Below are 21,332 nucleotides of genomic sequence, written 5' to 3'. Positions count from 1 at the left end.
TGTCAGTCATTGAAATAAGCTGCCGTAAAGATTCCACAAGAACGTTGATTTCATGCCATCCGGACATGGATTGGAGAAGACGGTGATCCGACCTATAGTGATTGCAGTACAATTCTATTTCATTCATGCGGAGGCTGGGATCGAATATGCTTTCTATTGAAATGGGCAGGAAAGACGGCATTGCTCTTCTGGAACCTCATGGACCTCTTTCAAAAGAGGATTTTGTTTCTGCCGCTCGACAAATTGATCCTTTGATTGAAGAGAGAGGAGGGCTGGCCGGGTTGATTATCCATACCGATCATTTTCCCGGCTGGGAATCCTTTGGTGCACTGGTCAGCCACATCCGGTTTGTGAAAAATCATCACAAACATCTGAGAAAAATTGCCATTGTGACGGATGCAAAAGAGGTGGGGGCAAGGGAAAAAATGGCCAGCCACTTTATTGCCGCAAAAATCAGGCACTTCAAATACGAGCAGCTGGAGGCGGCAAAGCTCTGGATTCAGGAAGAGGATTGAGGCGCAATTGAGCAAATCGATTTGTGCGAACATTACACTTCAGAGGTGTCCGGGCATTTGATTTTTAGCCATGGTATTTGTGAAGGACTTCAACAATTTCCACCTGGTAATCATGGTACCAGAGTGCTTTGCCTTTTTTTTGGGCTGTCAGGTGTTCGGGGTTGTTCTTCCAGGCATGGATGCTGTTTTTGTCTGGCCAGTATGAGATAGCCAGCTCCTGATCGCCTTCAGTACTGGCTATAAACTCAATACAACCGTATTCATCCAGGGCCAGCTCACGCATGCGCTGGGCCAGTTCAAGGTACTCTTGATCCAGTTTTTTGACTGTTGCTCTGAAAATGACAGCGTACATGGTTGTTCCCTGATTGGAGTTTTTAAAAGTCTCCTGCAGAGACTGGGCGTTATTAACAGAGAGCACAGCAGAAGAGGCCAGGCATTCAGTATTCACTAGACATTGCAACAAATCCCGGAATAACTTCCTGTTTAGGGCGCTTCTATTTTATTAAGCGACATTGTACCAGTGTTTTTTATCGGAAGGTAGATATTAGTAGCTGTCCTGAGATTCAGGAGGCTGAACTCTTGAGGCTGGCAGGGCCTGACAATCAGGCCCTGAGAGGTTATTAACGGTTGGCTGTTTTTTGTTTTGTCTGAATTTGAACCAGATCCACCAGAACCATTCCGGCTTCCTTGATAAAGGCGTCTGTTTCTTTCTTTTTGTTTTTGGTTTCTGAAGAAGACTCTTCCTGCTCGGCTGCTTCCAGTTCATCCAGATTATTCAACAGGGGTTCCCCTTTGGCTTTTCTTAGCCTGTTCTCAATGGCCAGCCTCTGGCTACGCATGGTCTGGATTTCGTGCTTGCGCTTTGCTTCGTTCAGCGACACTTTTTCCTGATTTTCGTAGCGGGACAGGTACTCCTTCATTTCGTTCAGATAGACGAAATCCGGGTCCTCATCTGTTCGCTTGCGGTGCTTATCATCGAGAGGTTGCAGATAAGGTTTCATATCTGAATACTTTCTGTAAGGGATTGGCTTGATGGTGTCCCAGGGCAGGGCGTCAGGCAGTTTGCTTTCGCCGATATCACGTCCGTCATACAGTGACGGAAAGGCAATGTCGGGCAACACACCCTGGTTCTGGGTACTTTCACCGGAAATACGGTAGAACTTGGCGAGGGTCAGTTTCAGCTGTCCATGGTTAAGCGGCTGAATGCTTTGCACGGTACCCTTTCCGTAAGTCTGACCGCCAATCACCAGTGCCCGTCCATAGTCTTGCATGGCACCGGCAAAGATTTCCGAAGCAGAAGCACTCAGGCGGTCAACCACAACGGCCATGGGGCCATTGTAGACCTGAGTCGGGTCCGGGTCCTGCTGACGCTCGGTGCGACCTCTGCTGTCCCTTACCAGAACTGTCGGGCCCTGATCAATAAACAGGCCTGTTAGCTCATTGGCTTCCTGCAAAGAGCCACCACCATTGCCACGAAGGTCTATGATCAGGCCGTCCAGGTTTTCTTTCTTGAGCTTTTCAAGCAGCTTGCGCACGTCGCGCGTCGTGCTCTTGTAGTTGGGATCACCGGACTGAGCCGCTTTAAAGTCTATGTAAAAGGTAGGAATTTCGATAACCCCTATACGCTTGTTTTTATTATTCTGTTTAAATTCCAGAATGTGACTTTTCGCGTCTTGTTCTTCCAGCTTGACCTTGTCACGAACAATTTCGTAAATACGGGTGTTGCTGCTTTTGCTGGACCCCGGAATGACCTCCAGTCTGACCAGGGTTTTCTTTTTACCACGGATCAGTTTAACCACATCATCCAGACGCATTCCTACGACATCTTCCAGGGCGCCTTTCTGGCCCTGGCCTACGCTGATGATTTTATCGCCGGGCTTCAGCTTGCCTGCTTTATCGGCAGGACCACCGGGAACTATGCTGACCACTTTTGTGTATTCATCCTCGGCAGACAGTACTGCACCAATACCTTCCAGAGAAAGGCTCATATTAATGTCGAAGTTCTCGGCAGTCTGAGGCGAAAAATACTGGGTATGGGGATCGAAAATCCCGGTGAAAGAATTAATGTAGGTCTGGAAAACGTCTTCACTTTTACTCTGATGCAATCGGCGTAAGAGGTTGGTGTTACGTCGTTTCAGTTGATCTGCAATTTCTTCATCGGTTTTGTTGTTCAGCTTTAAGGTCAGTACGCTGTCCTTGAACTGCTTTTTCCAGAGGTCACGCTGGGCCTTTTTATTGGCCAGCCAGGGCTGCTCCTTGCGGTCAACAATCAGGTCTTCGTTCTTTTTCAGGTTCAATTTGTCGACTCCCTGCTTGACCTGAGCCAACATGTAGCGGGCACGTTCTTCTGCCCTGACTGTGTAGCGATTGAATATTTCAAAAGCAGGTTTCAGGTCGCCGCTCTTGAGTGAGCTGTCGAGCTTTTCTTTGTAGGGGGCAAACTGATCAATATCGCTTTGCAGGAAGAAGCTGCGGTTGGGGTCCAGACGATCGAGATAGCGCTGAAATACTTTTTCACCACTCTCTTTGTCCAGCTCAATTTTACGGTAATGGTTACGTGAAAGCAGTTGCACCACATTAACACTGGCAATGGCCTGCTGCAGGCTGGGCTTAAGTTCTTCAACCGGGCGCTCAAGATTCTGGTCAGCGGCAAAAACCGAGCTGGTGGTTAAACAGAGCGCGGTGAACAGGGCAAAAAAAACCGATGGTATTTTCCTGGCGTTTAGCAGGGTCGGTATCATGGATTGTGAAGCTCCGTGTCGTTTTTCGATATCGGGTGTGCCGCCTCGGCTCATGAAGGATTACGTCCTTATTACAGAGTGCCTAAGACGACGTTCATCGACTATAGGACACTCCATCCCACTGTGCCTGAAACACTTGTACCAAAATATTCAGAACGTTCGTTACAGCCTATTTTGCACCGGAAATAGTCCAGAGCCTGTCAAAGCTTTGTTACCGGGTGATACTGCGTTTGGCGCATTTGGCACTGCTGGCTCCCAGACAGTTGGTCCATAGACTCATCCCAAAGCATTGGTTGACCTCTATTTTTAAGTTACCAGTGCTTTGGGGGCTTTCTCAATCAGTTTTCTTTTGTGATTGTGAATATCCCCTGAGACATAATACAGTCTATAACTGAATGCAGCCAGTCAGTGGACTGTCAGAGTCGCTTCAGGTTGGTAAACCCTCATTCAATGAAGCTCGATAATGGAGGTATTTTCATGATACCTGTATCGGCTTGATCAACGAGGATTGAGTAAAGATGCAAGAGAGCAAAAACTTTCACGGACTTATGGCTATTGACAAGGCGTTGCAATGGCGATCTTTTCCCGATAAGCCTCCGGGTAAAGATCAGGTAAAAGTTCGCGTAGTGGCCGCAGGTCTTAACCGTGCCGACCTGTCGCAACAGGCCGGAACTTACAATCCACCAGAAGGTGTAACGCCCGTTATGGGACTGGAATGCTCCGGGATTATTGAGACGGTTGGAGCCAATGTCAGCCAGTGGTTGCCGGGTCAGCAGGTGTGTGCGTTGTTGCCGGGTGGAGGACTGGCGACCAGCGTAGTGTGTGATCAGCGGCTGTTGCTGCCGGTTCCCGGGTCACTGAGCCTCGTTCAGGCAGGTGGCATTGTTGAGGTTTACACAACCGCCTGGCTAAACCTGTTTCATCGTGGCAAGGTCAAAGCCGGAGACAAGGTTCTGCTGATGGCGGGTGCCAGCGGTGTGGGTACTGCAGTTCTTCAATTATGCGACCATTTGGGCATTGATGTAACGGTAGTGGTCGGCAGTGATGAGAAGCTGCAATTCTGCAGAGAGCTGGGAGCAAAAAATGGCCTGAACAGACATCGGCAGGATTGGCAAGTTCTTAATGCCTTTGGCCCCTTTGATATGGTGTTGGATTGCTGTGCCGGAGACTGGCTGGAAAGATACCTGCCTTTAATGAATAACGGCGGAAGAATTGTCACTATAGGTTTAATGGCAGGCCGAAAAGCACAATTGGATATGGGGCTGTTGTTAATGAAAAGAATTCAGGTGATGGGATCAACCCTGCGCTTTCTGCCAATTACCGAAAAAGAAAGGTTGTTAACCGAATTAGTGGAAAAGGTTTGGCCTTTATTTGCTCTGGGCCAATTAAAACCGATTATTGATACAGTTCTTCCCATAGAACAATATCAGAAAGCGTATGATTTAATGGCATCCAATAAAACAACAGGCAAGGTGATTCTTTCCTTGCCTGCGTAATGATTTTGAGTCGCTTTAAAACAGTCATAAAGGCCTATGATTATTCTGCTTTGGGCTTTGGAAGGCGCTCGGCAGAATGTATCAGTTATACCCGAGCTCAAAGCATTCGTTGCCTTCAGGCTTGCTGGCTGGCAGCTGGCTGCTGTTTTTCATCAAAGGCTTCAGGTTTTTTGGGTAGGCAGTTGCATTGTATGCGCGAACCTGTGGGCGAATAGTGGTTTTCCGACTTTTAAATGGCGCAGAGTAGTGATGTTTCATAGTCTTTCCTGACCGTGCTGGCTTTTGCATGGATACCATTTAAGAATAACAGCAACTCAATCATTCGGTTAGTCTGAATTTGTACTTAAGTGAGAGTTTCAATTGCAGTTTGCAACGCTGTGTTATTAAAACGTTGCAAACTGTTGGAGGCGTCAAATTCTGGTGAGTTATACCAATCGTGCTTTCTAACTCCTGTGATGAGCATGGAGATTTGAGCCTTAAGACAAGGAGGTGTGAGGAGTCATAGCCTTAGCTGTGGCGACGATCGCCAACGCAGGATTAAGGCTCAAATCTTCAGCGCAATGGGGAGTTAGAAAGTTTGATTGGTATTAAACAGCTGTTTGATTCAACGCTGGAAAGATACTGGCATAGAAGTAATCTATGCCAGTACTGTATGTGCGCAAAGATAGGTGGTGGCTCTGACTGTCAGGAGCTTTCAGGAAGCTGAACGTTGACTTCCAGGGTGGAGCAGTCACCATCTTTGTCCAGTCGGACGGAGATGGTGTTTTCAGCTACCTGAAAATACTTTTCTACGACTTTCAGTATGTCCTGTCTCATAGCCGGAAGAAAATCGTGGCCAGAACGGTTCAGTCTTTCGTGAGCAACCAGTATCTGAAGACGTTCTTTGGCCACTGATGCACTGCCTTCGGATTTGCTGGATTTAAAAAATTGCAGCAGACTCATGCACGACTCCCAAAAACTTTCTGGAGAAAGCCTTTTTTCGGAGGTTCAATAAACCGGTGGGGTAATTCAGCGCCCAGAAAACGAGCGACCATATCATTGTATGCCTGGCCGGCATCGGTGGTCTGCTGATGAATAACCGGAACACCGTGATTTGATGCCTTCAGTACATCTTTGGATTCAGGAACAACGGCCAGCAAAGGGATGGCAAGGATTTCCTGAACGTCTTCAACATTAAGCATATCGCCCATTTCTACCCTCGTCGGGTTATAACGGGTCAGCAACAGATGCTCTTTAACAGGATCAAGCTTTTTTTCAGCTCGCCGGGATTTGCTTTGCAAAATACCCAGAATCCGGTCTGAATCCCTGACGGAAGAAACCTCGGGGTTCGTCGTTATGATAGCTTCGTCTGCGAAGTACAAGGCCATGAGCGCACCATGCTCAATGCCGGCAGGTGAGTCGCAGATAATGTATTCAAAATCTTTTGCCAGCTCGTCAAAAATTGCTTCAAGGCCTTCGAGAGTCAGTGCTTCTTTATCCCGGGTCTGTGATGCCGGTAATACGCTCAGATTTTCAGTGTGCTTGTCTTTAATCAGCGCCTGATGAAGAGCTGCTTCGCCATTAATAACGTTCACAAGATCATAAACGACTCTGCGCTCACATCCCATGATAAGATCGAGATTTCGCAGCCCGACATCGAAATCAATCACGACGGTTCTGTGTCCTTTCATGGCCAGACCCGTGGCAAATGAAGCGCTGGTTGTGGTTTTACCAACACCGCCTTTTCCTGACGTTACAACAATTATGCGTGCCAAGTTCAAATCCTGTGAATAGTAAGTGGTGGTCAATGTTCAAGTATTTATTAAAGCCTGCTGATGTGCAAGTGATCCTTAGTAAGCCTTATTAAGACAGACTTACCCCAGTGGCGGCTCCAGGATGATTCTTCCGTCTGATCGGTGAGCTTGTACTGACCGCTGATGGAAATCAGTTCGGCTTCGAATCGATGGCAGAAAATTCTTGCCTCAGGATTGCCATTAACCCCGGCAAGCGCCTTGCCTCTTAAAAGTCCGTAGACGTGTATGTGCCCGCCAGCCAGTAATTCTGCACCCGGACTGACCTGTGATAGTACAACCAGGTCGCCCGGGGCATAGACTTGCTGACCAGAGCGAACAGGTTGATCGATAATTTTTGTTTCTGAGTCTGAGGTGGCTGAGGTTTCTTCTTTTTGCTCAAAGCGAGCTGGCTCATGACGTTCGACCGGCATCGGTTGACCGTTCTGTTGCATCATGACCACATTTTTCTCTGACTTTGTCTTCTGAAAGGGTAGCCAGGCTATGCCTGCACGCTCCGCCGTATATCTGAACTGCTCGCTGCCACGGACGGCTACCAGAATCATACCGGACTCCCTTAGTCGCCCGGCAATAGCCCTCAGATCAGAGGCATCAATGGTTGCTGGTAACTTCTCCAGGGCCAGTACCACCGGTGTCTCCTGAAAGAAGTGGGGGGCTTTTTCCGACATCGCCTGCAACTGCCTGCTAAAGCTGATCAGACAGCTGTTGTGCAATTCAAGCGTAGTCAGCGTATAAATGCCGCCTTTGAGCTGGAATGCGGCTTTTGATGGCTTTGAGGTCAGAGTTGAATTCATGGCGGCCATGTTATTTACGGAAGTTAGGTCAGCAATGTTCTTGCTGTATCTGACGGATAATAGGAAAAAGTTACAATGCCTTTCATTTTCTGGCCTATCGCTCCGCATTGCTTGTCAGGCTACGATCAAAAGCAATATTTCTCAAGTCATTTTACAAGCTAGCCCCTGAGAAACATGACCTCGGTCCCGGCAGCTGAGATAATAGTGCCGGACAAGGGCAGGCTGATGCTTCGCTGATTATGCAAGTTTATTGAAACAGGGTTTCTGGTGAATAGATGAAGTCGGATGAATTAAGTAATACTACGGAAGCCGATCGCTTTCAGTGGTCCTACCTGAAACCAAAGTTCTGGCCAGTATGGCTGGGACTGGGGTTCACCGCTCTGGTGGCATTGCTTCCTTATTCTGTCATGGTGCTCCTCGGGCGTCTGGTAGGTCGTCTTTTATTGCGTTTTGGTGGTAGCAGGGTGCGTATTACCCGGGTCAATCTGGAAAAGTGTTTTCCCCACATAAGTGAGGCGGAAAGGGACGCCCTGTTGCAGAAAAACTTTGAGTCGGTTGGCATCGGTCTGATGGAAGTCATCATGGCCTGGTGGTGGCCAAGAAAGCGACTTGAACGACTGGTGACCTATAAAGGTCTTGAAAATCTCAATTCAGAGACTGGCCAGGGTAACCTTTTGTTGATTCTGCATTTTACAACCATAGAAATATCGGGCGCTCTGATTACGCTAAGGCACAGTGTCGACGCGACCTATCGTGAACACAAGAATCCTGTTTTTGAATACATGCAGAGAAGGCAACGTCTGCGTTATGACCGGGGGAGTCGTCTGTTAGGCCGAAGGGATGTAAGGGGTATGCTGAGATCCCTGAGACAGGGAAAAACCGTCTGGTACTCTCCCGATCAGGATTATGGTCCCAAGCAAAGTGTTTTTGCTCCTTTCTTTGGTGTTCAGACCGCATCGGTGACTGGCACTTCCAGAATGACCAAAATGGGTAAGGCCAGAGTGGTGCCCATGGTGGTCACCCGAAAACCGGGTTCCGAGGGGTATGTTCTTGAGGTGTTTGAGGCCTGGAAAGACTTCCCCCGGGGCGATGATCTTCAGGATGCGATCCGGGTCAATCAATTTGTAGAAGAGCAGGTAAAGAAAAACCCGGATCAGTATATGTGGTTGCATCGCCGATTCAAGACCCGGCCTGAGGGTGAGGTGGGTTTTTATAAAAAGTAATTGCTATGATCTGATGGCTTCTGGGTCTGAAACCATTTTTGACTTAATCATAATTAATAATATTTAATTAAAAGTGAGGTTGTCATGGCTCAAACAGACACGAAGGTACTAACTGCCCATGTGCCAATACCTTTGGCTGAAAAAGTGGAACTGCTCGCACAGAGACTTGAGCGATCACGTGGGTGGATCATCAAGCAAGCTCTTTCCGCCTGGATTGACCAGCAAGAAGAGCGTGACAGGCTAACCCGGGAAGCGCTGTCAGACGTAGACGCAAATGCTGTTATTGATCATCAGGCTGTGCAAGAGTGGGCAGAAAGTCTTGGGACTGATAACCCCTTGCCGGTTCCACCCTAGTGGAAATTAAGTGGACGAGCAAAGCCCTTTCTGATTTGTCGTGGCTGTATGATTTTTTAGCTCTGGTAAATAATCAGGCTGCGGCTAAAACGGTTCAGTCTTTGACATCCTGTCCAGACAGTCTGCTGGAAACCCCAAGGCTTGGTGAACGGCTTGAAACTTTTGGGCCTAGAAAAGTCAGAAAGATACTTATAGGGCAATATGAAATACGCTATGAAATCCAGAACTCAACCATTTATATTTTGAGGCTCTGGCATACTCGTGAAGATCGATAGAAGCAGTAACCTGTTGTTACCTTATAAACAGGACAAAAAAGACACAACAACCAATGGCACTGAACACGAAAAAAATCGCGCCAGTGCCCTATGCGTTGTTAACCGGCGATCATCAATCGCAAACCATCCAGCCTGAGCATCGCTTTCTGAAGACATTGATGACCCAGGGCGGCACGCAGTTTGAGGTGTTCAATCTCTTCATCACGTACGTTCGGGTTCACTGCTTTCAGGGCAGCCAGCCGCTTGATCTCTTCCGTAACATGGCTCAGCAGGTTTTTGCAGGCTTCGGTCACAATGGGGTTAACCTGTTCCTTCGCCGCTTGCTCTGCTCTGGCCAGCATGGTCAGAATTGGCTCCCGTTGCGCTTTCACCAGTTTCTTCGCCATACCTTTTTTGATGGGCTGAAGTTGGGCGTTCAGGGTGTCGAAGGCCACTTTTTCCGAGAGGTTGTTCATGCCGGGATCGATCAGGCAGCGAATCGGTGTCGCAGGCAGGTATCGATCCAGCTGCAGTTTTTTCTCTCCTGAAGCTCCGACGACATAGATTGCTTCCAGCAGCATGGTGCCCGGTTTCAGAGCTTTGTTTTTCAACAGAGCCACCGAGGTATTGCCCATCTCACTGGTGAGAAGCATGTCCATGCTTTCACGAACCATGGGGTGCTCCCAGGTGAGGAAGTGCATGTCTTCCCGGGAAAGGGCCATATCCCGATCAAAGGTGACGGTAATACCGTCAGCCGGAAGGCCCGGGAAGGAGGTCACCATATGGCTGCCCGGACGCACAACAAGACAATGTTTGGAATGATCTTCTGACTCGACGCCAAATCCTTCAAACAGCTTTTCCATATAGCGCTTGAGCTGCCTGGGTTCTTCCTGTGCTTCGATGTCGTTAATCAGATCTTCACTGGAGAGGGTGCCACGGGAGTTGATTTCCAGCAGGCGATCCCGACCATTGTGAAGGTGTTTATTCATTTTTGCATTGAGATCTGCGGTTTCTTCGATCAATGGTTGAATGTCTGCCAGTGTCGTTTTCTTTTCAGGCGCCAGTGCTTCAGTGAATGCTTCACCCAACTTTTCAAAGACCATGCTGCCAGACGGGCAAGTATCGGCGAAGGCATTGAGGCCCTGATCATACCAGTGAAACATTAATTCCTGTCCGGTGCCCTCTATAAAGGGAACATGGATTTTGATGGTCTCAGTCTGGCCAATGCGATCGAGCCGTCCAATACGCTGTTCCAGCAGATCCGGGTGAGCAGGCAGATCAAAGAGCACCAGGTGGTGGGCAAACTGGAAATTGCGACCTTCACTGCCAATTTCGGAGCAGACCAGAACCTGGGCACCGTATTCCTCATCAGCAAACCATGCAGCCGCTCGATCCCGCTCTACGATAGTCATGTTCTCGTGGAACACTGCCGTGGGTATACCAGACACAATTCTGAGAGCGTCCTCGAGATCCAGAGCGGTATTGGCATTGGCACAGATCACCAGCACTTTCTGTTTTTTAAGCAGCTTCAGCAGGTTAATCAGCCAGTCGATGCGTGGGTCTACCTTCCACCAGGGGTCCATATCATCAACACAGATATGGGATTGGTAAGCCAGTTCGGGGTAGAGCGAACCACGGGCTTCGGTTTCTTCTTCCTGGGCAATCTGATAAAGCTCGGGCAGCTTCTGGGCGTACCCCTGAACAACACGGCCGGGGAATCCTCCCACCGCTGCACGGGTATTTCTGAACAGAACCCGGCCAGTACCATGGCGGTCCAGGAGGGTTTTTAGTAGCTGTTCGCGGGCCGTTTCTTTTTGTTCAGAAGAGCCATTATTGATCAGGTCGATCAGAGGCTGACAATCGTGACCCAGGAAACCGGTCAGGTGCTGACAGGCGACTTCCGGCAGGTGGTTATTTTCCAGCAGCTCTTGAACCGCTTCGGCCACAGGCTCATAGTTTTTTTCCTCTTCCTGATAGGTCACCAGATCGTGGAAACGATCAGGGTCCAGCAGACGGAGCCGGGCAAAGTGACTTTCGGGTCCCATCTGTTCAGGTGTTGCTGTCAACAGCAGCAGGCCGGGAATTTGTGACGACAATGTTTCCACAACCTGATATTCACGGCTGGGGTTTTCTTCTGACCAGACCAGATGGTGAGCTTCGTCGACGATCAATAGATCCCAGTCGACCTCAAGAGCTTGCTGAAAACGATGTTCGGACTGGCTCAGGAAGTCCAGGCTGCAGAGAATCAGTTGCCCCGTGTTGAACGGGTTTTCATCTTCAGTCGCACGGCAACGCTCTTCATCAAACAGTCCGAAGTGCAGATTGAAACGACGCAGCATTTCAACCAGCCACTGATGCTGAAGTGTTTCCGGTACCAGAATCAATACCCGACTGGCTCGTTCAGTGATCAGTTGCTGATGCAGGATGAGACCGGCTTCAATGGTTTTACCCATGCCGACTTCGTCAGCCAGCATCACTCTGGGAGCATGACGTCCAGACACTTCACGCGCTATATGCAGCTGATGAGGTATCAGGCTGGTACGGGCACCGAGCAGCCCTCTCACAGGAGAGCTTAGTAGTCGACAATTGTTCAACAGAGTTTTGTATCGCAGGGAAAAGTTGCTGTTTTGGTCTATTTGACCCGCCAGCATTCTGTCCTGCGGTTTGTTGAAATGAATAAAGTTGCCCAGTTCCGATTCGGGAAGCTCTTTGGGCTTTCCGTCGGGAAGAACGCCTCTATACAGTAGCAGACCATTCTCTTCGATGACTTCTGTCACCGTCATGGTCCAGCCCTCGTGACTTTCTATCTTGTCACCAGGATTAAATTGTACCCTTGATAGCGGGCAGTTATTAATGGAGTAGAGCCGGGTTTCACCGGTGGTGGGGAACAATAGGGTTACCATGCGACTATCGAAAGTCAGAACGGTACCCAGCCCTTGTTCAGTTTCGGTGTCACTGATCCAGCGCTGTCCAGGAACGAAGCTCGTCATGTCGTGACTACATACCTTGCCAGACAAAAAGGCCGATATATTAGCGGAATTCGCTGTATTAGCAACCAGTACAAGTGCTACTTGGCGGGTTGCTTCACTAGTGTCTTGGTCTGATTATGGGAAAAATGACCTTTAGAACCGCTGTTTTTGGTAAAAAAAAGGGTTTCTCTATCAGGAATGAAAGAAAGACTTTTTTTCACAAAGAGCTATTTTAAAGCTGAACCTGAAGTGAGTCAGAGGGAAATGGATGATTGTTTTTACCCATGCTCTTTATTCCTGATTCGTTCTAAATGGGAGGGGATAAAAAAGGGTTTGTGGCAGAGCGGATCAGGGCTTTCCGCTCTTGGTTATCGGATATTGGCAGGCCAGCTCAGGCCGAAGTCTGATCCTCATTTGGGTCATTGTCTTGCTCAGCAGTCTGGCCTATCTCGAGCACCAGGTCCGGTTTGCCTTTAAAGGCTTTGGCGAAGGCTTCCTTGTTTTTGGCGAACATCAGGCCGATCTCTTCTGCCAGTTGCTCATCAATTTCAAAGTGATCTTCCAGCAGGCTGGTGATATTCCCGGCCAGTTCCAACATGCGATCGTATTCTTCAGCGGCTTTTTTATCTGTAAACATGCTTCCGTCCCGGTCAACTCGCCACATGGGGGTAATAGACATGGGCCTCTCCTGTCAGGTGTGGTTTAGATTAACTGTATATAAGTACAGTTAATCTGTCCAGTGAGAACCCGGTCAGGGCCAGCATGGAAACTCATTAAAGCATATTCAGGGTATCACCAAGAGCTCCAACTCGATGGCTGGAGCTCAGATAACATCAGCGATGCCTGTTCTTTTTGAAAGCACCAGGCTTTTTGTGAGGCGAGGGCCGCTTCTTGTTGATAGCAGGTTTACCACGGGTGCCTCTGGTTTTCAGGCCGGTTTTGGTGTGTCTCGGATCGACTCTGCGAGTTGGTGTGTTGGGTGCGGGTGATAGCTGAACGGCTGCCGCCAGTTCGTCGATGTCAGTTTTTTCTACTTCTTCCCATTGACCCATGCGCAGGTGGTCAGGAATGATGACATTGGCAAAACGAACTCGTTTCAAGCGGCTTACTGTCAAATCCTGTGATTCCCAGAGTCTGCGCACTTCACGGTTACGGCCTTCCAGAAGGCAGACATGAAACCAGCGGTTGATACCCGAACCGCCTGAGTCAACAATATCGGTGAAACGGGCAGGGCCATCTTCCAGCTCGACGCCATCGAAGAGGTTTTTAACTTTCTGCTCTGTTGTATTACCCATCACTCGAACAGCGTATTCACGTTCAACCTGGTAAGAAGGGTGCATCAAGCGACTGGCCAACTCACCATCGGTGGTGAACAGCATCAGTCCGGAAGTATTGATATCCAGACGGCCAATGGCAATCCAGCGTTCGCCCTGTAGTCTGGGCAGTTTGTCAAAAACGGTCGGGCGGCCTTCCGGGTCGTGGCGGCTGCAAATCTCGCCTTCCGGCTTGTTGTAGGCGATGACACGACGGATTCCGGAAGCATAGGTTTCCAGTTTGACCGGGCGGCCGTCGACAGCAATCTTGTCTTCAGCTGAGGCTCGGTCGCCGAGGCTGGCCTGTTCTCCGTTGACGGAGATTCGACCTTCGCTGATCCAGCGTTCCATCTCACGGCGCGAGCCCAGGCCGGCGCCCGCCAGGATTTTTTGCAATTTCTCACCCTGGGGAGGAGTGGTTTCAGTTGTCATGGTATTTACGGCTATGCCGCTCTGTTTCTCAATCAAAGGGGCCAAAGTATAGCGATTCAGGATAGGTTAAGACAGCGTGGATTTCCGTGGCTGTTCCATCGGGTCATCAGGCATTGCTCAGGGGTTAGTTATTTTCGTTTGATATTTCCACGGGTGTTTCTACTTCGGAAGCAGGCTCTTCTTCAAAGGATGGATTTGTCGCCTGGTGTGCGACTTGATCCTCTTCAGCGAAAAGTCCTACCGACGAATCCGATATATGGGTGTCCTGTTCAGCCTCCTGTTCAGCCTCCTGCTCAACCAACGGTTGTTCAGGTTCTGGTTCATCAATGTTCTTTTTACGGATCAGATCGTCAAAGTTATCTGGCAGATCAGCTTCCAGTTCATCCAGTTCGGCAAATAGCTCATCAGAGGATTGCTCTTCCACCTCAGTGTCCTCCTGAACTTCAGCGTCCTCTGCCACTGGTCTGCTCTGATCGTTAGCTTCTGCCAGTTCCCGGGCTGCTTCTTCCAGATTACGAATCTCGGACAGGGGGGGCAGTTCATTGAGATTTTCCAGATTAAAATAATCCAGAAATTGGCGGGTAGTGGCAAACATGGCCGGACGCCCCGGGACATCCCGGTGACCTACCACCCGAACCCATTCGCGGTCCTGAAGGGTTCGTATAATGTTGCTGCTGACGGCCACCCCGCGAATGTCTTCGATTTCCCCCCGGGTGATGGGCTGCCGGTAGGCGATCAGGGCCAGGGTTTCCAGCAGTGCCCGTGTGTAGCGCTGTGGTTTTTCTTCCCAGAGTCTGCCAACCCAGGGTGACAATTCCTGTCTGACCTGGAAGCGGTATCCCGATGCCACTTTTTTGAGTTCAAAGCCCCGTCCTTCACAGGCTTCAGAGATAGCTACCAGAGCCCCACGAATCTGGTTGTCATCCGGGCGCTCTTCCTCAGAGTAAAGGTCTTCGGGGAACAGTGCGGCCAGCTTTTCTTCAGTCAGGGGTTTCTGGCTGGCCAGCAGAGCTCCTTCCAGGATACGTTGCAGTTGTTCTGCTTCCATCAGTCAATCCGTGCCTTTACGTGAATGGGGCCAAAAGGTTCATTCTGAATGAGTTCGATCAGGGATTCCTTGATCAGTTCCATCACCGCCATAAAAGTAACGACAACGCCGAGTTTGCCTTCCTCAAGCCGGAACAGGGCAACAAAGGGAGTGAAACGCTCAGAGGTCAGCATGGAGAGAACTTCACTCATCCGTTCACGGGTGGACAGGGCTTCCTGTTCAACCTGGTGACTGACGTACATTTCTGAGCGGCGGAGTATTTCTCCCATGGCCAGCATGATCTCTTTGAGATCCACTGTCGGATGGGGGCGTTCCTTTTCCAGGTCGGGTGGGGCCGCACTGGCTTCGTGCAGATCCCGGGTCATTCTTGGCATTTGATCAATATCTTCTGCGGCTTTCTTGAAGCGCTCATATTCCTGCAGTCGACGAATCAGCTCGGCACGAGGATCTTCTTCCTCGTCTTCGTCCTCAGAGACCCGGGGCAGCAGCATTCGTGATTTGATTTCGGCCAGTGTCGCGGCCATGACAAGGTATTCAGCTGCCAGCTCAAATTGTCCTGATTCCATCAATTCTACATACTGCATGTATTGCTCTGTAATGACTGCCACCTGAATGTTCAGGATGTCCATGTTGTTACGCTTGATCAGGTAGAGCAGCAGGTCAAGAGGCCCCTCAAAGGCTTCCAGAAAAACTTGCAGGGCATCCGGTGGGATGTAAAGGTCGTCAGGCAACTTGGCCATGGGCTGACCCATAACCCGTATCTGGTGTTCAATGAGTTCAGGCTCAGAGTCCGATTGAGCTGGCGTTGTCAGCTCTTCAGGGGGTTGTTCTCCGGGCTCAGCCACGGTTTCCGTGGAGGTCATTGATGCTTCACCCTGTTTCGAATCCTCTAACTGAAAAAAAGCAGTTTGACCGACAAACGGTAAAACTGCTTTTTATGACGATCAGACTCGAAGAACCTGACCTGTAGTTTGTAATAGCTGATACTTCACTGAAACACAGTGTTCAACGATAGTCCAGTCCTATGGCTTCCCGAACCTCCCTGAGGGTGTCCTGGGCTTCGTCCCGGGTCTTTTCGGTCCCTTCGGCGATGATACTTTTTACGACATCGGGATTGTTTTCCAGTTCCCTGGCTTCTGAACGAATAGGCTCCAGTTCAGCCTGTACCGCTTCGATCAGGGGCTTTTTGCAGTCAAGGCAGCCGATACCTGCTGAGCGACAGCCTTCCTGAACCCAGTCTCTGCGTTGTTGATCTGAATAGACCTGATGCAGTTGCCAGACCGGACACTTTTCCGGCTCGCCCGGATCATTCCTGCGAATGCGAGCCGGGTCTGTGGGCATCTTTTTCAGTTTTGACGCTACGCTGTCCTGGTCTTCCCTGAGGCCGATGGTATTGCCGCAGGACTTGGACATTTTCTGACCATCCAGACCCGGCATGCGGGGCTGTTCAGTCAGCAAAGCCTGAGGTTCCGGCAAGATAACCTTACCTGTCCCTTCCAGATAGCCAAACAGTCTTTCCTGGTCGCCCAGGGTGATATTGCTCTGTTCTTTGAGCAGCGCCTTGGCCGTGGCAAGAGCTTCGTCATCCCCGTGTTCAAGGTAGGCGCGACGGAGCTTGCGGTAGAGGTTGGCAGTTTTTCTGCCCATTTTGCCGATAGCGGCCTCGGCATTATCCTCAAAGCCGGGCTCCCGACCATAAAGGTGGTTAAAGCGTCTGGCGATTTCCCGGGTAATCTCCACGTGGGCTTCCTGGTCAGCACCGACAGGAACCAGACCTGCACGGTAGGCAAGGATATCGGCGCTTTGCAGGAGTGGATAGCCAAGAAAGCCGAAGGTAGAGAGATCCCTTTCCTTCAGTTTTTCCTGCTGATCCTTGTAGCTGGGCACTCTTTCCAGCCAAGAGAGCGGGGTAATCATGGAGAGCAGCAGATTCAGTTCTGCATGCTCCGGAACTCTGGATTGTATGAACAGGGTGGCCGAACCGGGATTGATGCCAGTCGCCAGCCAGTCAATGACCATGTCCCAGACTGAATCTTCGAGTTTTTCCGGCTCTTCATAGTGAGTGGTCAGCGCGTGCCAGTCAGCTACGAAGAAAAAACATTCATACTCATGTTGCAGCCGAAGCCAGTTTTTTAATACCCCATGATAATGGCCAAGATGTAATCGGCCAGTAGGTCGCATGCCAGATAGAACACGCGACTGTGAGTCTACAGCGCTCAAGAGGCTCTCCCGTTAGAATCCTGAGTGAACAGGGTACGACAGTTTGCACGACGGTAAAAGCGTGTTTTTGCCAGCAGTGAATAAATCAGCCATGGTGACTGAAACAAATTTTTGTCGCCCCCGAAGATGAAAAATGTTTCACAGTAAAAAAAATCTGTCATGAAGTCGGATTTCTCTAGCAGCCTGTCGGACTTAAGCGTCCGTAGCGAGGATTGCAAGAAATTGAGGATAAAAATCTCTGTTTCTGAGGAGAATAGCGAGCTATTTGACGAAGAAACAGGGGTTTTTAGACCAATTTATTGCAACCGCAGTAGGACAGTCTTAAGTCCGACAGGCTGCTAGCAACAGATTAGTGCATTGGATCGGATTCAGTTGAGAAACGGTTCCGGATTGCCTTTACCTTTCCGTAGGACTTCAGGCGTTTCTGCCAGCAAACTGATCACGGTGGTTGGTTCCATACCTCGATAACCTCCATCAATGACCAGGTCCAGCTGGTTTTCAAGTGTTTCACGAATGTCGTATGGGTCCAGCATGGGTTCATTGTCACCTGGCAACTGCAGAGTACTGCTCATTAAGGGCGCGTCCAGTTCATTGAGCAGGGCGCTTACAATACTGCACTCTGGTACTCGTAAACCCAGGGTTTTTCTCTTGGGATGCATCAGGCGGCGAGGCACTTCACGGGTGCCTTTGAGAATGAAAGTGTAAGGGCCGGGTGTATGATGTTTCAGTAGACGGTATTGAACATTGTCGACCTGAGCGTAGGTGGCCAGTTCAGAGAGATCTCTGCACACCAGTGTGAAGTTATGCTTTTCGTCCAATCGACGAATCTGGCGAATGCGCTCAACCGCTTTCTTGTCACCGATCAGGCAGCCCAGGGCATAGGCTGAGTCAGTAGGGTAGGCAATCACCCCTCCAGCCCTCAGAATTTCTGCGGCCTGGCGAATCAGACGAAGCTGTGGCGTCTCGGGGTGGATCTGGAAAAACTGACTCATGGCTGTTGTATACATGGAACCTGCACCTATTGAACCGTCTTTTGGACACTGTGTTCAAAGGGATGTCGACAGGTTGCCATTCTCTTGCAGTAAAATTGGAGTGCGCATCATACCACCGAAGCAAGCCGGTGCAACGTTTGCGTTCAATTCGGGACGATACCAAGGGCTTTGGTTTAGTGATAAGGTTTCACGATCCTCAGTAAGCTGCGCAAGGGTTATGAGGAAGAAAAGTATAGATTTATGGGTATAAAATGATTTTTGTTTTCAGAAGAGTAGTAATAAGTACTTTCAGTATTAATGAGCTTTTTATCAAAATCGGTGTTTTTAAAAGAGTATGCAGAATCTTTTCTGCGGTCAGTGATGCGAAACTGGTGACGCCCTTTGTTTAATAGTTGCAACTCGTAAATAACGCCTTCCTTGCTATCAAATATTAAATCGGTATGTCTTTTTTTATTGCCCGGAAAAGTTTGTTTAACAGGAATGCTTTTTTCAGCAAGATATTTTTCAGCAAAATCAAAAAATTGCCAGTGTCTCTCATCCGTTCAACAATGCTACCAACAATAAATGTCTGTCTATCTTTAACGGGTGCGTACTGGGTTATTTTCGCAAGCATGAAGTCAAAAGAGGGCTTGCACATATCGTTTTGCAAAAAATGAGTCATTATGGCCGTTTGCGTTTTTTGATCCCAGAAGACTTCAGTATGACAATCATTATACGTTTTACAGCAAGAAGGTAGGGGAAGAGACCCTGAGCTTCCCCGAGGGAATCTTGGCTAACTTCATCCATCTAGCTGAAATGATTGAAGAATTTGGCCCTGCTTTGGGCAAGCCATATACAGCTCCAATGTGCGATGGTCTCTTCGAGATCAGAGCAAAAGGCAAAGAAGGCATAGGTCGTTCTCTGTTTTGTCAGGTCAAGGGGCAAGAGGTCGTCATCCTCAACTCCTTCATCAAGAAAACACAGAAAATGCCTAAAAAAGAGCTGGATCTTGCCAAAAGCGGATGAAGGAGGTCAAAAAATGACAAGACCAACATTTTCTGATTTCAAGAAAAAAGCTCTTAAAAATCCAAAAGTGAGGGCAGAGTACGAAGAGCTTGAGCTTGCTTATGAATTACGTAAGCAGCTTATTGCCCTTCGTAAAGAAGCAGGCTTAACCCAGGAAGAACTGGCTGAAATTCTGCATACGCAAAAAAGTAATATTTCACGTTTGGAGAATGTAAATTCTAAAACATCTCCAAAGTTGTCAACTATCGAAGATTATGCAAAGGCGATTGGGTATAAAGTAAAAATCAGTTTTGTGCCACAAGCTGCAACATAACAATGGTTCCAGTTCTCTCCGAGGCTGCGCCCCTCAACCAGACGTCGCCGTCGGCGATGAGAATGAACCAGACATTATGTTAACAGTCGACGAGGATGTCCCGTAGGCACTATGTTAGGTGTCTTTGTGCCAGTCTCTGCTATGCTGTTCTTCTTTGACATTTTATCAAGGAGTAACCCATGAGTGCGAAACCCAAACCCGAACCTCAGTCGACAGAGATTAATCATATCCGTAACACCCTGACTGACTTAGTTGACGGCCTTGGTCAAACCCGTGGTGAAATGCATCAAAGGTTCGATCAGCAGGACAAGGAAATTGCTGCATTAAGAGCAGACAATGTAGAAATAAAGGAAATGCTCAAAGCCTTAATCTCACGTCAATAACCATGCCACCTACCAATAAAATCCAGTGGATTGCCTGTCGGCAACCACTGATTTAAAGGGTTATGCGGCTATACTCAGCTCGGCAAGTCAATCCTGTTTATTTTTCATTGCTTGTTTGTAGTTGGTCAGGGCATTTATTATGAAAACTCCTTGTCTCTGTGTTTTATTACGAATTGTAATTATTAGTTCATAGGCAGTTACCTCATTGCTTGCTGATGAGTCTTACCAATCTGTTAATACTACCAAAGATGGAGTTATAAAATGTCCATCTAACATTTTATTTAGTTTTCAAGACACTGCTAATGTTTTTTTGATTGTAAAGATCTAACGTGGTATCCCATTAATAATGTTTGTCAAGATGCTACATGTTTTGTTCCACGCACACAGACAATATGTGACATAAGTGTTTATGAATCTGAAATAGATACGAATTGCCCGTCTGATTGTGAAGATGATTGTAAATGTAAAATTGATCATCCTCCTGGATCTGACTATTTTCTGCCTACGGATCCATGCATTCCTTACGTCAATGACAAAAATTGCCCTGTATCTTTTACACATTAGACATGAAAAATTGACTTGGACGTCTTGTCATGAGGGTAATGCGGTTGGCACTTTTACTAACCCAAAGAATAAAGAAGTTTGTGTTGTTGCTGTTGGCTCTTGGGGAATCAGAGGTTCGTTTTTGTGCCCATCTTGGGGTGTAGGCAGCGATTATTGTTTTTATGGTAGGGACGATGATGGGTTTCTTGAAATCTGTGTAACAAGCAATTCTCGGCCATTGTTACCTAATGACGGATCATGTGCCATTCCGCACTTTAAATACAAAGGGTTATTGTGGGACTTTTGTACAAAAGGCGATGGTGCTGGACAATGCACAAATATTTTTCTAGATATACCAGAAAAATGCACTGTCAAAATAAGCTCTGTTTGCGAAACTGCTGCTGAAAGTTGCGGGATAATTAACTGTGGAGAGAATAATGATTGTGTCGCCAGCTGGAATATGCCTAATAAACCGCAGTTTTACGACTTTCCGGAAGGGTGTATGGGCAAATCTATTAATTTTCCCTCTGATAATAATAAAATCATTATTCCTGCTGTAGTTGGAAGTGTCGCTTTTGTTGGAACGGCGTCAGTCATCGGAGCAGCCTGCTATTTTTATCACCGATATAAGCGACAAGGTTATCAGTCTGTTCATTGATCAGAACAAACAGGGGCAATGCCGCATCACAAATACTCCCGGTTCTTTCGTTTCGCTCACCAAACTCCGTTCACCCTGAGCGCCCTTCGACTCCGCTCAGGATGCACGGTCGAAGGAGAGTGGGGGCATTCTATTGCTTTCTGAATATTTGAAGGACAGTAAACAGTGAAGATTGATTTTTTTTAATTTCTCTATCAGATGTGATTTTAAATTCAGTGGATAAATGGTCTTCATCAGTTGCCCGCTGTGTCAGGATAGTTGTCCCGCTCACTGATTAACCAATAAAAGC

Annotated in this window: 22 protein-coding genes; 9 read left to right on the top strand and 13 right to left on the bottom strand. The window is 48.4% G+C overall.

Annotation, left to right across the window (positions count from 1 at the left end):
* Nucleotides 1-146: 146 nt before the first annotated feature.
* Entirely contained in the window at nt 147-515 is a 369-nt protein-coding gene (locus ACOMG9_RS15505) for a SpoIIAA family protein (RefSeq protein ID WP_448217540.1), read from the top strand.
* Nucleotides 516-579: 64 nt separating this feature from the next.
* On the opposite strand, the gene ACOMG9_RS15500 is transcribed toward ACOMG9_RS15505, so the two are convergent.
* Together ACOMG9_RS15500 and ACOMG9_RS15495 are read right to left on the bottom strand one after the other, a co-directional pair.
* Nucleotides 580-963, bottom strand: a complete 384-nt coding sequence (locus ACOMG9_RS15500; protein ID WP_448217539.1) for an antibiotic biosynthesis monooxygenase family protein — start codon at nt 961-963, stop codon at nt 580-582.
* Nucleotides 964-1,135: 172 nt separating this feature from the next.
* On the bottom strand, nt 1,136-3,310 hold the full coding sequence (locus ACOMG9_RS15495; RefSeq protein ID WP_448217538.1) for a carboxy terminal-processing peptidase: 2,175 nt from the start codon (nt 3,308-3,310) through the stop codon (nt 1,136-1,138).
* Nucleotides 3,311-3,774: 464 nt separating this feature from the next.
* Here ACOMG9_RS15495 and ACOMG9_RS15490 point away from each other — a divergent pair, with 464 nt between their 5' ends.
* Complete coding sequence (locus ACOMG9_RS15490) at nt 3,775-4,752, top strand: NAD(P)H-quinone oxidoreductase (protein ID WP_448217537.1); 978 nt, start codon at nt 3,775-3,777, stop codon at nt 4,750-4,752.
* Between the two features lie 81 nt (nt 4,753-4,833).
* On the opposite strand, the gene ACOMG9_RS15485 is transcribed toward ACOMG9_RS15490, so the two are convergent.
* From ACOMG9_RS15485 to minC, 4 genes are all read right to left on the bottom strand, one after another.
* The gene (locus ACOMG9_RS15485) at nt 4,834-5,010 is read right to left on the bottom strand and encodes a hypothetical protein (protein ID WP_422134341.1); all 177 of its coding nucleotides are present in this window, start codon (nt 5,008-5,010) and stop codon (nt 4,834-4,836) included.
* Between the two features lie 426 nt (nt 5,011-5,436).
* Nucleotides 5,437-5,694, bottom strand: a complete 258-nt coding sequence (gene minE, locus ACOMG9_RS15480; protein WP_422134340.1) for a cell division topological specificity factor MinE — start codon at nt 5,692-5,694, stop codon at nt 5,437-5,439.
* Nucleotides 5,691-6,506 (bottom strand): septum site-determining protein MinD, encoded by an 816-nt coding sequence (gene minD, locus ACOMG9_RS15475; RefSeq protein WP_317142193.1) that lies wholly within the window; start codon nt 6,504-6,506, stop codon nt 5,691-5,693. Before minD ends, minE begins: the two co-directional genes overlap by 4 nt.
* Nucleotides 6,507-6,553: 47 nt before the next feature.
* Nucleotides 6,554-7,336, bottom strand: a complete 783-nt coding sequence (gene minC / locus ACOMG9_RS15470; protein WP_448217536.1) for a septum site-determining protein MinC — start codon at nt 7,334-7,336, stop codon at nt 6,554-6,556.
* Nucleotides 7,337-7,611: 275 nt separating this feature from the next.
* On the opposite strand from minC, the gene lpxL reads away from it, so the two are divergent.
* The 3 genes from lpxL (at nt 7,612) to ACOMG9_RS15455 (ending at nt 9,188) form a co-directional block, all read left to right on the top strand.
* Complete coding sequence (gene lpxL / locus ACOMG9_RS15465; RefSeq protein WP_422134338.1) at nt 7,612-8,559, top strand: LpxL/LpxP family Kdo(2)-lipid IV(A) lauroyl/palmitoleoyl acyltransferase; 948 nt, start codon at nt 7,612-7,614, stop codon at nt 8,557-8,559.
* Between the two features lie 84 nt (nt 8,560-8,643).
* Nucleotides 8,644-8,913 (top strand): CopG family ribbon-helix-helix protein, encoded by a 270-nt coding sequence (locus ACOMG9_RS15460; protein WP_422138372.1) that lies wholly within the window; start codon nt 8,644-8,646, stop codon nt 8,911-8,913.
* The gene (locus ACOMG9_RS15455; RefSeq protein WP_422138371.1) at nt 8,913-9,188 is read left to right on the top strand and encodes a type II toxin-antitoxin system RelE/ParE family toxin; all 276 of its coding nucleotides are present in this window, start codon (nt 8,913-8,915) and stop codon (nt 9,186-9,188) included. Before ACOMG9_RS15460 ends, ACOMG9_RS15455 begins: the two co-directional genes overlap by 1 nt.
* A 98-nt stretch (nt 9,189-9,286) precedes the next feature.
* Here the strand turns inward: ACOMG9_RS15455 and rapA are convergent, their stop codons facing one another.
* The 7 genes from rapA to ACOMG9_RS15420 form a co-directional block, all read right to left on the bottom strand.
* Entirely contained in the window at nt 9,287-12,157 is a 2,871-nt protein-coding gene (gene rapA / locus ACOMG9_RS15450; RefSeq protein ID WP_448217534.1) for an RNA polymerase-associated protein RapA, read from the bottom strand.
* Between the two features lie 370 nt (nt 12,158-12,527).
* Complete coding sequence (locus ACOMG9_RS15445; protein WP_422134334.1) at nt 12,528-12,815, bottom strand: YebG family protein; 288 nt, start codon at nt 12,813-12,815, stop codon at nt 12,528-12,530.
* A 154-nt stretch (nt 12,816-12,969) separates the two neighbouring features.
* A complete protein-coding gene (rluB, locus tag ACOMG9_RS15440) occupies nt 12,970-13,881 on the bottom strand; it encodes a 23S rRNA pseudouridine(2605) synthase RluB (RefSeq protein WP_422138369.1) in 912 nt (303 codons plus the stop codon).
* A 124-nt stretch (nt 13,882-14,005) separates the two neighbouring features.
* Nucleotides 14,006-14,929, bottom strand: coding sequence for an SMC-Scp complex subunit ScpB (gene scpB, locus ACOMG9_RS15435; RefSeq protein WP_494529071.1), 924 nt, complete (start codon nt 14,927-14,929; stop codon nt 14,006-14,008).
* Nucleotides 14,929-15,792, bottom strand: coding sequence for a segregation and condensation protein A (locus ACOMG9_RS15430; protein WP_422134331.1), 864 nt, complete (start codon nt 15,790-15,792; stop codon nt 14,929-14,931). The genes scpB and ACOMG9_RS15430 overlap by 1 nt, the downstream gene beginning before the upstream one ends.
* A gap of 142 nt (nt 15,793-15,934) precedes the next feature.
* A complete protein-coding gene (locus ACOMG9_RS15425) occupies nt 15,935-17,149 on the bottom strand; it encodes a tryptophan--tRNA ligase (protein ID WP_448217532.1) in 1,215 nt (404 codons plus the stop codon).
* Nucleotides 17,150-17,517: 368 nt separating this feature from the next.
* Nucleotides 17,518-18,141, bottom strand: a complete 624-nt coding sequence (locus tag ACOMG9_RS15420) for an L-threonylcarbamoyladenylate synthase (RefSeq protein WP_422137123.1) — start codon at nt 18,139-18,141, stop codon at nt 17,518-17,520.
* Nucleotides 18,142-18,909: 768 nt separating this feature from the next.
* On the opposite strand from ACOMG9_RS15420, the gene ACOMG9_RS15415 reads away from it, so the two are divergent.
* The 4 genes from ACOMG9_RS15415 to ACOMG9_RS15400 all read left to right on the top strand — a co-directional run bounded on the left by ACOMG9_RS15415 (nt 18,910) and on the right by ACOMG9_RS15400 (nt 21,043).
* Nucleotides 18,910-19,146, top strand: coding sequence for a type II toxin-antitoxin system RelE/ParE family toxin (locus ACOMG9_RS15415; protein WP_494529070.1), 237 nt, complete (start codon nt 18,910-18,912; stop codon nt 19,144-19,146).
* The gene (locus ACOMG9_RS15410; protein ID WP_494529069.1) at nt 19,130-19,459 is read left to right on the top strand and encodes a helix-turn-helix domain-containing protein; all 330 of its coding nucleotides are present in this window, start codon (nt 19,130-19,132) and stop codon (nt 19,457-19,459) included. The genes ACOMG9_RS15415 and ACOMG9_RS15410 overlap by 17 nt, the downstream gene beginning before the upstream one ends.
* Nucleotides 19,460-19,638: 179 nt before the next feature.
* Entirely contained in the window at nt 19,639-19,842 is a 204-nt protein-coding gene (locus tag ACOMG9_RS15405) for a hypothetical protein (protein ID WP_494529068.1), read from the top strand.
* Between the two features lie 529 nt (nt 19,843-20,371).
* Entirely contained in the window at nt 20,372-21,043 is a 672-nt protein-coding gene (locus ACOMG9_RS15400) for a hypothetical protein (protein WP_494529067.1), read from the top strand.
* The last annotated feature ends 289 nt before the right edge of the window (nt 21,044-21,332 follow it).

Source organism: Endozoicomonas sp. PH6C (genome assembly GCF_059322965.1).
Note: the sequence above shows the minus strand (reverse complement) of the source record. Positions and strands in the feature narration are given on the sequence as shown.